General features: G+C 62.8%; 13 protein-coding genes. 4 read left to right on the forward strand and 9 right to left on the reverse strand.

Translation table 11 applies throughout. The features are described 5' to 3' along the window. Positions 1–11 precede the first annotated feature (11 nt). Together BFP99_RS09830 and BFP99_RS09835 are read left to right on the forward strand one after the other, a co-directional pair. Positions 12–569 carry a DUF4136 domain-containing protein gene (locus BFP99_RS09830; RefSeq protein WP_065925550.1) on the forward strand — a complete coding sequence of 186 codons (558 nt, stop codon included), beginning with the start codon at positions 12–14 and terminating at the stop codon, positions 567–569. Positions 570–654: 85 nt separating this feature from the next. Continuing rightward, positions 655–2,604: a pilus assembly protein TadG-related protein gene (locus tag BFP99_RS09835; RefSeq protein ID WP_065947170.1), complete on the forward strand. Its 1,950-nt coding sequence runs from the start codon at positions 655–657 to the stop codon at positions 2,602–2,604. Here BFP99_RS09835 and BFP99_RS09840 read toward each other — a convergent pair. Both BFP99_RS09840 and BFP99_RS09845 read right to left on the reverse strand, forming a co-directional pair. After that, a complete protein-coding gene (locus BFP99_RS09840; RefSeq protein ID WP_065947171.1) occupies positions 2,589–5,327 on the reverse strand; it encodes a PAS domain-containing sensor histidine kinase in 2,739 nt (912 codons plus the stop codon). The genes BFP99_RS09835 and BFP99_RS09840 overlap by 16 nt on opposite strands. Continuing rightward, positions 5,324–5,767, reverse strand: coding sequence for a TadE/TadG family type IV pilus assembly protein (locus BFP99_RS09845; RefSeq protein WP_065925547.1), 444 nt, complete (start codon positions 5,765–5,767; stop codon positions 5,324–5,326). The genes BFP99_RS09840 and BFP99_RS09845 overlap by 4 nt, the downstream gene beginning before the upstream one ends. Positions 5,768–5,839: 72 nt before the next feature. Here BFP99_RS09845 and BFP99_RS09850 point away from each other — a divergent pair, with 72 nt between their 5' ends. Together BFP99_RS09850 and BFP99_RS09855 are read left to right on the forward strand one after the other, a co-directional pair. Further along, positions 5,840–6,289, forward strand: coding sequence for a prepilin peptidase (locus BFP99_RS09850; RefSeq protein WP_027607978.1), 450 nt, complete (start codon positions 5,840–5,842; stop codon positions 6,287–6,289). Between the two features lie 126 nt (positions 6,290–6,415). Further along, positions 6,416–7,195 (forward strand): response regulator transcription factor, encoded by a 780-nt coding sequence (locus BFP99_RS09855; RefSeq protein WP_065947172.1) that lies wholly within the window; start codon positions 6,416–6,418, stop codon positions 7,193–7,195. A 10-nt stretch (positions 7,196–7,205) separates the two neighbouring features. Here BFP99_RS09855 and BFP99_RS09860 read toward each other — a convergent pair whose 3' ends face one another. The 7 genes from BFP99_RS09860 to BFP99_RS09890 are packed head-to-tail and all read right to left on the reverse strand — an operon-like array spanning position 7,206 to position 13,652. Further along, positions 7,206–7,466, reverse strand: coding sequence for a DUF3613 domain-containing protein (locus BFP99_RS09860; RefSeq protein WP_027607976.1), 261 nt, complete (start codon positions 7,464–7,466; stop codon positions 7,206–7,208). A gap of 10 nt (positions 7,467–7,476) precedes the next feature. Next, positions 7,477–8,187 carry a tetratricopeptide repeat protein gene (locus BFP99_RS09865; RefSeq protein ID WP_065947173.1) on the reverse strand — a complete coding sequence of 237 codons (711 nt, stop codon included), beginning with the start codon at positions 8,185–8,187 and terminating at the stop codon, positions 7,477–7,479. 11 nt (positions 8,188–8,198) lie between these two features. Beyond that, positions 8,199–9,086, reverse strand: coding sequence for a type II secretion system F family protein (locus BFP99_RS09870; RefSeq protein ID WP_065947174.1), 888 nt, complete (start codon positions 9,084–9,086; stop codon positions 8,199–8,201). 1 nt (position 9,087) lies between these two features. Further along, positions 9,088–9,969, reverse strand: coding sequence for a type II secretion system F family protein (locus BFP99_RS09875; RefSeq protein WP_065947175.1), 882 nt, complete (start codon positions 9,967–9,969; stop codon positions 9,088–9,090). Between the two features lie 10 nt (positions 9,970–9,979). Next, positions 9,980–11,248, reverse strand: a complete 1,269-nt coding sequence (locus tag BFP99_RS09880; protein WP_065925542.1) for a CpaF family protein — start codon at positions 11,246–11,248, stop codon at positions 9,980–9,982. Next, the gene (locus BFP99_RS09885; protein WP_065947176.1) at positions 11,245–12,438 is read right to left on the reverse strand and encodes a pilus assembly protein; all 1,194 of its coding nucleotides are present in this window, start codon (positions 12,436–12,438) and stop codon (positions 11,245–11,247) included. Before BFP99_RS09885 ends, BFP99_RS09880 begins: the two co-directional genes overlap by 4 nt. Continuing rightward, positions 12,435–13,652 (reverse strand): type II and III secretion system protein family protein, encoded by a 1,218-nt coding sequence (locus BFP99_RS09890; protein ID WP_065947177.1) that lies wholly within the window; start codon positions 13,650–13,652, stop codon positions 12,435–12,437. The genes BFP99_RS09885 and BFP99_RS09890 overlap by 4 nt, the downstream gene beginning before the upstream one ends. Positions 13,653–13,668 lie beyond the last annotated feature (16 nt).

The raw sequence follows: 13,668 nt of genomic DNA on the forward strand, positions 1-13,668 counted from the left end.
GGAGATCAACCATGTTTCGTCGTATCGCTACGCTAGCTTTTGTTGTGCTGCTGGGCGGTTGCCAGACCAGCCAGGTCAACCACGATTTTGATGCCAGCCGCGACTTCGGCGCCTACCGCAACTGGGCCTGGAAAGACCCGGCGCTGCAATACCGCCCCGATGATCCGCGGATCAAGAGCGACCTCACCGAACAACGCATCCGCCAGGCCGTGGGTGAACAGCTTGACCAGCGCGGCCTGCGCCCGGCAGCCGCAGGCACCCGGGCTGACCTGAACGTGCAGGCCTACCTGATCGTCGAAGACCGCCAGCAACAAGTCACCACCAACTATGGCGGCGCCTGGGGTGGTCCGTGGAACGGCTATTGGGGCGCGCCGATGTACAACGAAACACGCAACATCACCTACAAGGTGGCGACCATCCAGATCGACCTGCTCGACGGCAAGGACGGCAAGTTGGTGTGGCGCGGCAGTGATGAACAGATGATGAGCAGCACGCCCAACCCCCAGGATCGTAATAACGCGATTCGCACGACGGTGACCCGCATCCTCTCCAGCTACCCACCGCACTGACCGTTTGTAGCGACCGGCCGGCGCACCTGCCAAGCCTTGTCTACACTCCACGGCAACACGGAGAGTAAGCGCTAAGGAGTGCCTGATGTCTCCCCGACTCGGTTGCAGGCAGCGTGGTGCGATTGGCTTGATGGCAGCGGGCACCCTGGCGTTAGCGCTGGTGTTCCTGCTGCTGGCGGTGGACAGCGGCCGCCTCTACCTGGAAAAGCGCAAGCTGCAGTCCATTGCCGACACCGCCGCCCTGGAGGCCGCCGGGCGTGGTGGCCTGTGCAGCCCGACCACCAGCGCCAACGACTATGCCGTGCAGAACGCTGCGCGCAATGGCTTCACCGTGGTTGCCGGCGACAGCAGTCGTGGCCTGGCCGTGACCTGCGGCACATTGACGACCAATGCCGGCAACATCCGCGTATTCAGCGCCGACGCCAGCAAAAACGAGGCCATTCGGGTAGTGGCGACGCGCAGCGTAGTAACCAGCGTCGCCACCGGTATCTGGAATATGTTCAGCGGTACGCCGGCGTCCACCCAGATGACCCTGGGTGCCACCGCCGTGGCCGCGTACGCGCCGCCAGTGGCGCAACTGACGATTCGCAGCAACCTGGCGACGGTGGATTCGGCGAAGTCCCCGCTATTGAACATGGTCATTGGCAACCTGTTGGGCGGCAGCCTGTCGCTGACGGCGGCGGGCTGGAATGGCTTGCTGGCGACGAACGTCAACCTGCTCGGCTACCTGGATCAGTTGGCGATTGAGCTGAACGTGACGGCGGGTGACTACGATGCGCTGCTCAACGCCGCCGTATCCGCCAACCAGTTGATCGATGCCGCGGTAAAGGTGCTGCAAAAAAACGGCGCGGTGGCGACGGCGGTCATCAACGATGTGATTTCATTGAAAGCCATCGCGCCCAATACCCAGCTGCTGAAAGTCGCAGACCTGCTGAAGGTTGCCAGCGGAACACCGGCCGCGGCGTTGAATACCAATGTGCAGTTGTTTCAATTGCTGGAGGCCGTTGCGCAGCTGTCCAATAGCAAGAGTGCGGTGAGTGCGGCCGCTCAGGTGAATATTCCCCTGGTGGGCAATGTCTCGATCCAGACCAAAGTCATCGAGCCGCCGCAATTGTCGGCGATCGGTAATCCGGCGAAGGCCAAGGCGGGGCTTCTGAATAACCCGCAGACGGATCAGATTGTTGTCCGAACCGCGCAAGTGCGCACATTGGTTACGGTGGATGCGCCGATCATCAAGCTGGTGTCGGGGGTTTCATCAATCCTGACCGGGTTGGCGACACCGGTGTCGAAGGTGGTCGGCGGCCTGTTGAACCTGAACATCCCGGCAGTGGTGGGCGGCGTGTTGTGCCTGGTGGCGTGTAACGTCACCGACGTGGATATCACGCAATCACTGTCCATCTACATCGAAGCGGCCAGTGCGCAGAGCCAAGTCACGGACTACAGCTGTGCCACGCCGGCCACAAAGTCGCTAACGGTGCAGGCCACCACCGCCATGGCTACCTTGGGCGTGGGCTATGTCGACCCTGCCACCGCGTTTTCAACATCGGCGCCAGTCACCGTGCAGCCGGTCAGGCTGATCGATTTTGGCCAGCGCTACTGCATTGTGCTGTCGCTGATATGCGGCACGCGTACAGCGGGTGTAGGCGGTGGTTTGAATGTGAAGGCGTTGTCTACCGTGGCAGCGCAGACCAGCTCGTTGCTGTTTTTACCGGTCGCCGATATGAATGCCGCGCCGACCTACAAAAGTCCAACCGGCACCGCCAATATCGTCAATAGCCTGGGAGCAACCCTGAGCGGCCTGCAGGTTACCTACGTACCGCCCAGCGGCAGCACACCCGGTGCGGCGAACGGCACTGTTACGACGGCCCTGGCTACCATCACCAGCGCGGTGGTCACCCTTGTCCAGGACGTCCTGTCACCGCTGCTCGACCCCATTGTCAACACGCTGCTCCCGGCCCTGGGCATCAACCTGGGCAACGCCGAAGTCGGCGCCAACCTGACGTGTCAGATGGGCCGCGCCTACCTGGTGATCTGAACCACCGGCAGTTCCACACAAAACCGTGCGCCTTCCTCGCCATTGATCACGCTCAAGCGCCCACCCATGTTTTCCACGATCCCGTAGCTTACCGACAGCCCCAGGCCGGTCCCCACCCCAATCGGCTTGGTGGTAAAAAACGGCTCGAAAATCCTCTCCAATAATCGTGGGTCGATGCCGCCACCGTTGTCCTCGACCCAGATGCGCACATGCCGGCTGTCGTGCTCGCAGTGCAGTGCAATCCAGGGGCGCAATTGCGCGGCTGTTTCGCGCTGGCTCAATAGCGCATCGCGGGCGTTGACCATCAGGTTGATCAACACCTGCTCAAGCTGGTCGACATGACCTTTGACCTGCACCCTGAAGTCTGCAGGTGTGATGCGCAGGTCCACGCCTTTGCCGCGCAGGCCCTCACTCAGCAGCGATATGGTCCCTTCCACGGCTTGCGCTGGGTCGAACGGTTGCTGTTCGATTTCCGAACGGCGGCCAAACACGCGCATATGGTCCACCACCCTCGCCGCGCGTTGCACTTGGGTGTCGATGCGCTTGAGTTTTTCGGTGAGGTAGTCGATCTGCGCGTCGCCGTTGGCCAGGCGCTTGAGCACATTGACGATCGCCATGCGCATCACGTTCAGCGGCTGGTTGATCTCATGGGCCAGGCCCGTGGCCATTTCGCCGAGGGTCGCCATCTTGGCGCTCTGGGTCAGTTGCTGCTGGGAGCGACGCACTTCGGTGTTGTCGCGGCCCACGGCCTGCACTTCCACCAGTTGACCTTGTTCATCAAACACACCACGGTCGGACCATACCCACCAGGCATGTTCGCGCCCGGGCAGCTGCAGGCTGATTTCGGCGGTGCTCACCGGAAACTCGGGGGTCAGTCGGCGGATGCGTTGGATAAATGCCTGGCGCTGTTCATCCGACAGCCACGCGTCCAATTGCCGCCCCGGCAGTTGCGCGGGCAAGCACTCCAGGTAGTTGGCCAGCGGCGTGTTGCCAAACGTCAGGGTCAGGTCCGGGCGATAACGGCAGATCATTGCCGGCGAGTCTTCCACCAGGATGCGGTAGCGCTCTTCGCTCTGCCTGACCTGTTCGGCGGCCAGGGTCGCGTCGGTCACATCGAGCCATAGCCCCACGGCCTCCACCGGCAGGCCCAAGTCATCGCGCAGCAGCTTGGCCTCGTCGAGCAGCCAATGGTAGTCGCCGCGGGTGTCGCGCACCCGGTAGCGGCTGCGTACATTCCCTTCGCGTAGTAATTGACGGGTGCGTTGGAAGTACAACTCACGGTCTTCGGGATGGATCAACGAGGCCAGGCCGTCATGGCTGCAATCGGCCAGGCTCCAGCCCAGCAGCGGCAACAGGCTGTCGCTGAAAAACGCCGGGTGCAGCGCGCCGCCGACATAGCGCTGCACGTAGATCACCGCCGGTGAACTGGCGATCAGGTTATCCAGGCGTGCATGGGCGGCGGCGGCTTGCAGTTGCTGGTTCTTGATGTCGCTGATGTTGAGCATGAAACCGACCCAGCGCCGGTTGTCACCCACGCCCAGTACCTGGCCCTGCACGCGATACCAGATGGGCGTGTGGTCCGCGTCACCGCCTGGCAGGCGCACGCTGGTCAGCAGGGGTTTGTCCAGTGCCTGCAGGTCTTGCAGGTGGCTGAGCAGTTCCTGGCGATCAGCGGGGTGGATCAGCTCCAGCCAGAGGGCCAGTGCCTGGCGCGTGGCGCCGTGTTCCTGGCCCAGGCTATGCAACAACTGGGGAGCGAGCTGGATCTCCTGGGTGGCGGGCAGCAGTTCCCACCAGCCGGTGCCGAGCAGTTCTTGCAGGGCCTCCATGCGCTCCAGTTGCTGATGGCTGCGTTGTTCGCGCAGGCGGTTCAGCAGCGGGGCGGCGAGTGCGGCGGTGAGGTCCAGCCAGTCACGTTCGCGGGTGTGCGGTTCGCCGCCGTAGAAACCGCAGAGCAACCAGGCTGCCACGCCCTGGCTGTCACGGTAGGGCACCAGCAAACCGTCGATATCGCCGAAAATGCTCTGCAGGCGGGGGTTGTCAATGCGCCCGTGGGCCAGGCTCAGGAGCGCGTTGCCGTTGACACTGTCCAGGCTGGCCCCCAGATGTTGGCCGGTTTGCCACAAGCCCGGGGCGTCGTGAGCGGTGTATTGGCTGTAGATCCGCCAACCCTGGTTGGCTTCATCGAGCAATGCCAGGGCCACACAGGGGATACGCCAGCGTTGGGCCAGGCTGCGCAGTTGCTCGTTGAACGTCTCGGGCAGGCGACTCAGGCTGCACACTCGCAACTGTTCGCTCATCCTGCAGGCGAGTTGGTGGTTCTGCTCGCGCTGTTCAGCCAGGTGGCGGCCGGCGAGCAAGTCGCCGATGTCCAGCAGGTGCAGCACCCAGCGGTCGCCCTCCGGCTCGACCCAGCCACGGGTGGGCAGGACCTGGCCGGCAGAGCCCTGGAAGTCCAGGTCCAGGGTATGGCGTTGCCAGTCGGCAGGGCTGCCTTCGATACTCAAGGCGCTGCTGGCGCACAGCAACTCCCGCAGCAGCGGCCGTGCTTCACCCGCGACGGGCATGGCGAGTTGCGAACGCAGTGTGCCGCTGATGTCCACCACATGGCCTTGATGATCCAATAACACGCGCAGCCCTGCCGCAGGGACAGTGGGCGCCTCGAAGGCCTGGGTGCCGACACGGCTCCGCAGGCGCTCGAAGAAATTATTCCCCGCAGTCAAAACTGAAGACTCGAGCTGGCCGAAAGGTTGGTCGGCAGGTTCGGCACAGTGCCAATGCCTGGCACCACCAGCGCCGGGAATACGGAGTAGAGGTTGGAGGAGGGGTATTTGATCGTGACAGTCAGCGTGGTGCCGGTGTAGGTGGCGCTGATGAAGGACGGCTGGAACTGGAAGTTGGCGGGGATCCAGCTCAATTGCGCCGCTACCGCATCTTTCGCCCGCTGGGTGACAAGGGTGGGGTAGGCCGATCCTGCCGCTACCGGGTCTACGGCCATGGCCTGGCGCACGGCCTCGGCCGCTGCCTGGTTGAACGACTGCATCAACAGCAGCGGCAGGCTGAAGCTGATCAAGCCATAGAACACCGCAAAAAAGATCCCGAAGACCAAGGCGAACTCGATCGCCGCAGCCCCTTTTTGCTTTGCCGGCAGGCCTGTTTTCATGACTGCGTCTACCCTGACGTCTACGACTCGATATCAGCATAGAATCATTCAGCGAAAAGGAACGTTTTTTACGTGATTCATGGCGTAGTGATAGTGATCTGGCTGGGAGTCTGTGCGGTGCAGGATATTCGCCGGCGACAGATCGCCAATGGCTTGACCCTGGGCGTGGCGTTGCTGGCGCTGTTATACCTGTTGTGCACAGGTGCCACCTGGCTGGGCGCGCCGGCGAGCGCCGGTCTCTTGGCGTTTGCCCTGGCGCTGCTGTTGACCCTGCCGGGCTATGCGCTGGACCGCTTCGGTGCGGGCGACGTGAAGCTGCTCGCGGCGCTGGGCCTGGCCACCACGGTGGATCATGTGTTGTGGTCGCTGATCGGTGCCGCCATCACCCTGGTCGGCTGGTTGGTCGTTCGTCAACAGCTCGGTCCGCGCGCTGCTGATCGGGTGCAAGGCCCGCCTGCCAAGCAGCCTTTCGCCGCGTTTTTATTCGCGGGTTTTGTGCTGTATGGGGTATGGACCCTTTAGTCGCACAATGCCTCTATTGCTATGTACAGAGTCGGAAAGTAGGTCTACGTTTATGGAACGGATGTATAGGATTCTTCGTCCAAACGGATAGGTCAGTCTTTTGGCTTGCCAGGCATGGAGTCGCGTGTGAACAAGCTGAAATCGGCTGTAAAAGTGCTGGTGGTCGATGACCAACCGCTGATCGTTGAGGAGCTTTGCGAGTTCCTCGAAAGCAGTGGCTACCACTGCGTCCCGTGTGAATCCAGCCGCCAGGCCTTGCAGCGTTTCAGCGAGGACGCCGAGGTCGGCCTGGTGCTGTGTGACCTGCACATGCCGGACATGGATGGGATCGAGCTGGTGCAGTCGATGCAGAAGATCGCCGGCAAGCAGCGTGCGTTCGAGGCCATCATGCTCACCGGGCGTGCCGACAAACAGGACGTGATCAAGGCCCTGCGCGCGGGCATCTCGGATTACTACCAGAAGCCGATCAACCTCGATGAGTTGCTCGAGGGCCTGCAGCGCCAGGAAGCGGCGCTGGAAGAGCGGCAAAAGGAGCTGCAACTGGGGCACTTGAACCAGAAACTGCAGTACCTTTCCGAATCCATCAATGACTTGTACCAGGACCTCGACAAGGTACGGCGCGGCCCGCTGCAGGAGGCTGACGGCGAGGGGCGGCAAGACGCCGGAGCGGCGCAGGTTCCATCCATCTTCAACCAGCTGTCACCCCGTCAGATGGAGGTGGCGTGGCTGGTAGGCAAGGGCCAGACCAATTACCAGATCGCCTGCGAATTGGGCATCACCGAAAACACCGTCAAGCTGTATGTGTCCCAGGTGTTGCGCCTGACCCATATGCACAACCGCACCCAGCTGGCGCTGGCGTTGTCGCCAAGCCACTCGCCGATGCGCCAGCAGGTGAGTGCGCACTGACGCACGGGGTTCACTGGCTCTTGCCGCCCGCCTCCGACTTGGTTTCAAAGAACTCCGGAATCGGGTGCTTGTGACTGTCCAGCCAACGCTGCAATGCCTGCTCCTTTTCTGCCGGGGTGGTGCTCTGCGGTGTCGGCGAGGCTGCCCGCCCATCGACCTGCAACGCCATCCAGTTTTCCGTTTCGGCCTGCTGCGGGGACGAAGGCCCCGGTGGAATAGCCGAGGCGCTCAATGGCAACAGCGCCAGACACACAACGTAATGGGCTTTCATCATCGACTCCTTACTTGATACTCACCGGCAGGGTATCGGCGGCCGTCGCGACGTTGCGCGCGGTCCTGGCTGAGTGCTTGAGCCGGGCCGCGCGGGCCTGTGCCTCGGTGACCTGGCCGGGGTTCAAGCCCAGCTGGCTGACCACTCTGGCCGCTTGCCCCCAGTCATCCTGATAAATCAGCAAGGTCACCAGGTTGACCGCAGCCAGCGTGTCGCCCTGTTTGAGCTCGATAGCCGTCATGAACTCAAAGCGCGCGTCTTCCAGGCGCAATTGGTTGAGGTACACCACGCCCAGGTCATTGCGGATTTTTTCATCGGTGGGCGCCAGGCGCGCGGCCCTTTGCAGGTGAGCCATCGCCTGTGGGTGGTCGCCCTTGGCCGCTGCCAGTTGCCCCAGCCCATGTTCGCCTTCGGCGGTCATGCAAGTACCCAGCAGGCTGCGATACAAGGGTTCGGCCTCACTGCGGCCCAGCAAGCGAAAGTTACGGGCCTGGCGCTGGCGCACCTGGGGCAAGCTGTCGGGCAGGTTCTGCAGGTTGGCCAGGCTGGCGTGCAGCTTGCCCTCGTTGGCCAGGTCATCGGACAGGTTCAGCGTCAGTTCCTGCTCCGCACTGGGTTTGGCGCAACTGCCCGGCGCGGTCAACGCGGCCCATGGGGTGTGGCCGTTGGTGGCGCATCCGCCGAGCATCAGCAGGGTCAGGCCGGCAATCAGTGGTTTCATCAAGGTGGTCCTCAGAATTGGCTCAAGGCGCGGGCGATGCCGATAAAGGCGGGGCCGCCGAGCACGATCAGCAAGGCGGGAAACAGGAACACCATCATCACCACCGACATTTTGGCCGACATTTTCGAGATGTATTCCTGCATGCGGGTCAGGCGCCGGTCGTCGAGCAATTGCTTGAGCGTCAGCAGGGATTTCATCGCGCCACCCCCCTGCTGGATCAATTGCTGGAGGATGATGCAGGTGTCGGTGAACTCATCCACCTCCAATATGCGCGCGGTCTTGCCCAGTTCTTCGCTCAGTTCCAGGCCGGAGTCGACGCGTGCCAGGATCAGGCGCAATTCGTGGGTCAGGTCTGGAAGCAAGCGCTGGGCTTCGTTGGCCATCACGCGCAGGGATTGTTCAATCGCCATGCCCGACTCGAACAGGATGCGCAGCAGCGGAATGAAGGTTGAGATTTCCTTGGCGATGCGCTGCTGGCGGAATTTGGCGGCAGCGGCGAGCACGCGTTTTGGCAACAGGTAGCCGATGCCCAGGGCGACCGCCGGGGCAATCCAGGCGGGAGTGGCGTGAGGGAAAAATAGTTGCTGGCCGAGCAGGGTCAGGCCCATCGCCGCGACAGGCACGCCGATCTGGAAAGCGGCAAACAGCGAGCGCTGGCTGGCCCTGCGCCAACCGACCCGGTTGAGCAGGACCTGGGTCTCGTTGTCCAGGCTGACTGAGCGCTGGCCCAGCGTGCTTGCGCCCAGTTGGCGCATGAACGTGCCAAGTTTGTCATCGCTGGCGCTGCGCCCTTGCAAGCGCTCAATGACCCTGCGATCACGACGGCGATGTTCGAGCCATTGCCCGCCCACCAGTACCATGGCGGCGAGCGCCAGCAACAGGCTGACCATCAGGGCCATCTCACACACTCCTCAGCATGCGCCACATGGCAAAGGTGCCCGTCAGGTCCATCGCCAGTGCGCCGAACAGCAGGGAGCGCCCCGTGTCGTCGTTCCACATGGTCATCAAGTAGCCAGGGTTGACCAGGATGAAGTAGCCCACGATCAGGATCGGCAAACCGCCCAGCACGTAGGCCGTCATGCGGGTCTCGCCCGTCATCGCCTTGAGTTGCCGGGCGCCCTGGTCCCGCTCGCGGATCATCTTGATCAGGTTTTCCAGCAGTTCGCTGGCGTTGCCGCCGTAGCGGTGGTTGACCTTCAGGCCAAGGGCGAACAGGCGGAACTCGTCCTGTTCGTAGAATTCGGCGAAGTCGCTGGCCGAATCCGGCAGGCTCACCCCCAGGCGCACGTTGCGCTGCATGCGGCCCATGGCGTGCTTGAGCGGGTTTTCCACGCTCTCGATACCGCCCAATACCGCGTCGGCCAGGGTGCGGCCGGATTTGAGGCTGCGTACGCTATGGTCCAACAACTGCGGCAGTTGCTCGACCATACGTTGCACCCGCTGCTGGTAACGCCAGGCGATATAGGCACGCAATGCCAGGGGCGGGCCCAGGGCCATCAACACCAGGCCCAGCCCGTCGGCGACCAAGTAGCCCAGCAGGGCGCCGACCACCCACGCGCTCAGCCACAGGCCGAGGCGTTCCTTGGGTTTGCCCAGCCCGGCGCGCAGAAACATGCGCTCAAGGCCGGTCCAGGTGCCGGGCTGCTCCTGTGCCTCGGGTTGGCCGTCGCCGAGGCGCTCCAGCACGCGACTGGTCCGGGCCTTGCGCAGGCCATGCTGAAACAGCCAGAACGACAGACCGATCAGCAATAGGCAAACCAGCAGCAATACAGGTCCGGTCATCAGGCGCTCCCTACAGCGGCATGGCTGTGGCGCGGCGCAACTTATCGCCGGCCGGGTTGATGGCTTCGCGCAGGAAACCGACGCCGGTGCGCCGGTCCAGCCGGAACAGGGTATTGGTGACATACACGTCATCGCGCACACCGACCACTTCCACCACCTCGCTCACGCAACGACGGCCATCGGGCATGCGCGTCAGCTGGATCACCACATCCAGCGCGGCGCAGATCATCTGGCGCAGAGTTTTTTCCGCGATCACGCGGCCGGTCAGGCCCACCAGGGTTTCCAGGCGCAGCAACGCATCCTGGGCATTGTTGGCGTGCACGGTGCTCATGGAACCGTCGTGGCCGGTGTTCATGGCCGTCATTACGTCGAGCACTTCCACGCCACGGATTTCCCCCAGGATGATGCGGTCCGGGCGCATCCGCAGGGCGTTGCGAATCAGGTCGCTGGACCTGACCTCACCGTGGCCCTCGGCATTGGGCGGGCGGGTTTCCAGGCGCACCACATGGGGATGCCCCAGTTGCAATTCGGCAACGTCTTCGATGGTCACCAGACGCTCGTGGGGATTGATCAACTGGCTGAGAATATTGAGCAACGTAGTCTTGCCGGTGCCGGTGCCGCCGCTGATGAGGATATTGCAGCGCCTGCCGACGGCTTCCTGGAAAAACTCGAAGATGCTCTGGTCGATGGTCTGCATGGCAACCAGGTCGCTGCTCTTGAGCATGTCCTTGCGGAACTTGCGGATTGACAGGCATGGCCCATCCAGGGCAATCGGCGGGATGATCGCGTTGACCCGGCTACCGTCAGGCAGGCGTGCATCGACCATCGGCGAGGATTCGTCCAGGCGCCGGCCCAACGGCGCGAGGATGCGTTGCATCACGCGCTCCACGTGGTGGTCGTCGATAAAACGCAGGTCACTCTGATGCAGCAGGCCCTCACGTTCGATAAACACCCGGTGCGGCCCATTGACCAGGATTTCGGTGACCGATGGGTCGCGCAGCAGCACCTCCAGCGGGCCGAAACCGGTAAGTTCGTCGACGATCTCTTCGGCCAGGCGTTCCATCTCATAGCGCGAGATCGCCAGGCGCATGCGCGTGATGTACTCGGACACCTTGTCGACGACAAATTGCGCCAGGGATTGGCGCGTGTCTTCAAGCAGGTTCTTACCCGACTCCTCGATAGCGTCGATGATGTAGCGATGCAGCACCAGCTTCAAGCCATCGTGATCCGTGTTGCCGCCGCTGCGGGCCGGGCCGCCGAAGAGTTTCTCGCCGTTCATCGCACCGTCCCCAGGATGCGTTCGAACCAACGCATTGATGGTTTTTCCAAGCCCTCGGAGCGTTTCGCCAGGCGTTCGCCCAAGGTGCGCACGGCCTGGCTCAACGCTTCACGTGGGGCCAGGGCAAACAGGGTCTGGCCCTGGTTCTTTACGTTCAGGCGCAGTTCGGCGCTCAGCGGCAGCACGGCGATGCACTCAAGGCCGTAGCTTTTTTCCAGGGTGTCGGTGTCTGGTACGCAGGACTTGATATAACGGTCGACCACCAGCCTGGCGTGGTCGAGTTTCATGCCTTTGTCGCGCCAGCGATTGAGCACCGCGAGGTTGCGGCGACAGTCCAGTACGTTCTGGTCGGTGCACCACAGCAGTTTGTCGCAGTGGCCGACAAAGGTGCGCAGTGCGTCGCTGTCCGGTTGCCCGGTAAGGTTCACGACGATGTGCTGGAAGTGCTGGCGCAGTGCGCTGAGCAGCATGTACAGCTCGGCGGCGCTGGTCAGTTTCAGCGGTTCGTCGCCGGTGGCATACGCCAGGATGCGCAGGCCATCCACGGTTGTGGTAAAGGCGCTGTTGATCAGCGTGGTATCGAGGCGGCGCAAATGCCGCAACGCGTCACCGAAGTTGAAGGTGCTCTCCAGCCCCAGCAGCGCCAGGCTGTCGCTGCGTGGCAGGCCCAGATCCAGCAGCAGGGTCTGCTGGCCGCTTTTTTGCACCACCAGGGCCAGGTGAGTCGCCAGCATCGCGCCGTCCGCGTTGCTTTGGGTGCCAAACAGAACGGTCAGGCCGCCCAAGTGTGCACTGGGGGTGATGGTCGGCAGGCGCTTGCTCAAGCGGCGCACCAGGCCGGCCACTTCGCTGGAGCGTGAGCCGTAGGCGACGAAATCCCGGGCGCCCGCCCGCATGGCGTTGAGTACCAACTGGTTGTCCATGCCGTCGCCCAGGGCGACCACGGCGAGCATCGGCTTGGCCTCCAGGGCGCCTTCGATCAGCGCACTCTGGGCCACCAGGTTTTCACGGTCCAGGCCGATGAAGACCAGGTTGGCAAAGGTCACGTCGACCAGCGCCAGCAGCTCGTCCAGGCTGCCGGTGCCAGCGCTCACGACTTGGCCAAGGGGCGCCAGGGCACCCTGCAGCCACTCCAGGTCGATGGTGTTGCGAGTGATGGCGAGGAACGTCTGGCTCAAGCTATCGCTCATTGGGAAAGTCCACTGCGGCGGTCGAAATTACCGTTTTCGAGGAAAAACAGGCGGTACCAGTTGGGGTCATAGTTGCGCAGTTTTTCGCCGGGCAAGGAAGGCAACTGAGCGTTGGCCGCCAGCGGTTGCACCAGGTGCGGCGTGACGATCATCAGCAGCTCCTTTTCTTCGCGGCGGATATTGGTGTCGCGGAAAAACGCACCCAGGACCGGGATATCGCCCAACCCCGGAAACTTGCTGATGCTGGAGCGGTTGTTGGTGCTGATCAGGCCGCTGATCACAAAGCTTTCGCCATCGGCCAGGGACACGCTGGTGTCGGTGCGGCGTACGGTCAGGGCCGGCACCTGGATGCCCTGGATCTGTACGGCGTTGCTGTAGTCCAGCTCGCTGACCTCCGGCGCTACCTTGAGGGTGATGCGGTTGCGATCAATCACCGTCGGCGTGAGGGTCAGGCGAATGCCGAATTCCTTGTATTCGATGGAGATGGTGTCACTGCCGGCGCTGGGTACGGGTATAGGTACTTCACCGCCGGCCAGGAAGGTTGCGCTCTGGCCGCTCAGCGCTACCAGGCTGGGACGCGCCAGGGTGTAGGCAAAACCGCTGCTCTCGAGGGCGTTGATCATCGCTTTGACCCGACCGCCGCCAAAACCGACATTGAAAGACTCGGCACTCACCGGCAGTTTGAACACACCTTCTGCCGGGGAGAGAAGGTTGGGGCTGCCGAGGAAAAAATTGTTGCCCAGCCCCAGGAACTGGGTGCTGGCTTCCTTGAGCTTGGTGCGGCTGACTTCTACAAAGCGTATATCCGTCTGCACCTGGCTGGGCAGCAATGGGTCTTCGGAGGGTGGCCGCGACAAACTGGTCAGTGCCGACGTGGCCTTGCCCTTGACGAACACCATGCTCTGGCGCGGCGCCTTGGTACAGGCAGTCCACACCATCAGGCTGGTAGCGCCGCTGGCGACGCCGGTCAGCAGGAAATGACGGTCACCATTGACGCGCACATCCGCGATCTTCGGGTCGCCAATCGCCAGGCGGGTGATTGGCACCGGCGATTGCAGCTCCTGTTGCAAGCCTTCGCCCACCTCGACCACGGCAGGCAACTGGCCCAGGGCGCTGCAATTGCCGGGTGCCGCCAGGGTCATGGCGGCTGGCAGGCTTGTCAGCATCAAGGCCCAGGCAATTGGCGTGAACATGAGGGCGTAGCGATGGCTCATTCAAGGCATCCTTGCT

It is taken from the genome of Pseudomonas sp. 1 R 17 (assembly GCF_900067035.1).
Taxonomy (GTDB): Bacteria; Pseudomonadota; Gammaproteobacteria; order Pseudomonadales; family Pseudomonadaceae; genus Aquipseudomonas; species Aquipseudomonas marginalis.

Coding starts and splice junctions, on each gene's coding strand:
- BFP99_RS09875 (WP_065947175.1), bottom strand. CDS start 9,969: ATGACCGGACCTGTATTGCTGCTGGTTTGCCTATTGCTGATCGGTCTG.
- BFP99_RS09830 (WP_065925550.1), top strand. CDS start 12: ATGTTTCGTCGTATCGCTACGCTAGCTTTTGTTGTGCTGCTGGGCGGT.
- BFP99_RS09870 (WP_065947174.1), bottom strand. CDS start 9,086: ATGGCCCTGATGGTCAGCCTGTTGCTGGCGCTCGCCGCCATGGTACTG.
- BFP99_RS09835 (WP_065947170.1), top strand. CDS start 655: ATGTCTCCCCGACTCGGTTGCAGGCAGCGTGGTGCGATTGGCTTGATG.
- BFP99_RS09865 (WP_065947173.1), bottom strand. CDS start 8,187: ATGAAACCACTGATTGCCGGCCTGACCCTGCTGATGCTCGGCGGATGC.
- BFP99_RS09880 (WP_065925542.1), bottom strand. CDS start 11,248: ATGAACGGCGAGAAACTCTTCGGCGGCCCGGCCCGCAGCGGCGGCAAC.
- BFP99_RS09845 (WP_065925547.1), bottom strand. CDS start 5,767: ATGAAAACAGGCCTGCCGGCAAAGCAAAAAGGGGCTGCGGCGATCGAG.
- BFP99_RS09860 (WP_027607976.1), bottom strand. CDS start 7,466: ATGAAAGCCCATTACGTTGTGTGTCTGGCGCTGTTGCCATTGAGCGCC.
- BFP99_RS09885 (WP_065947176.1), bottom strand. CDS start 12,438: ATGAGCGATAGCTTGAGCCAGACGTTCCTCGCCATCACTCGCAACACC.
- BFP99_RS09890 (WP_065947177.1), bottom strand. CDS start 13,652: ATGAGCCATCGCTACGCCCTCATGTTCACGCCAATTGCCTGGGCCTTG.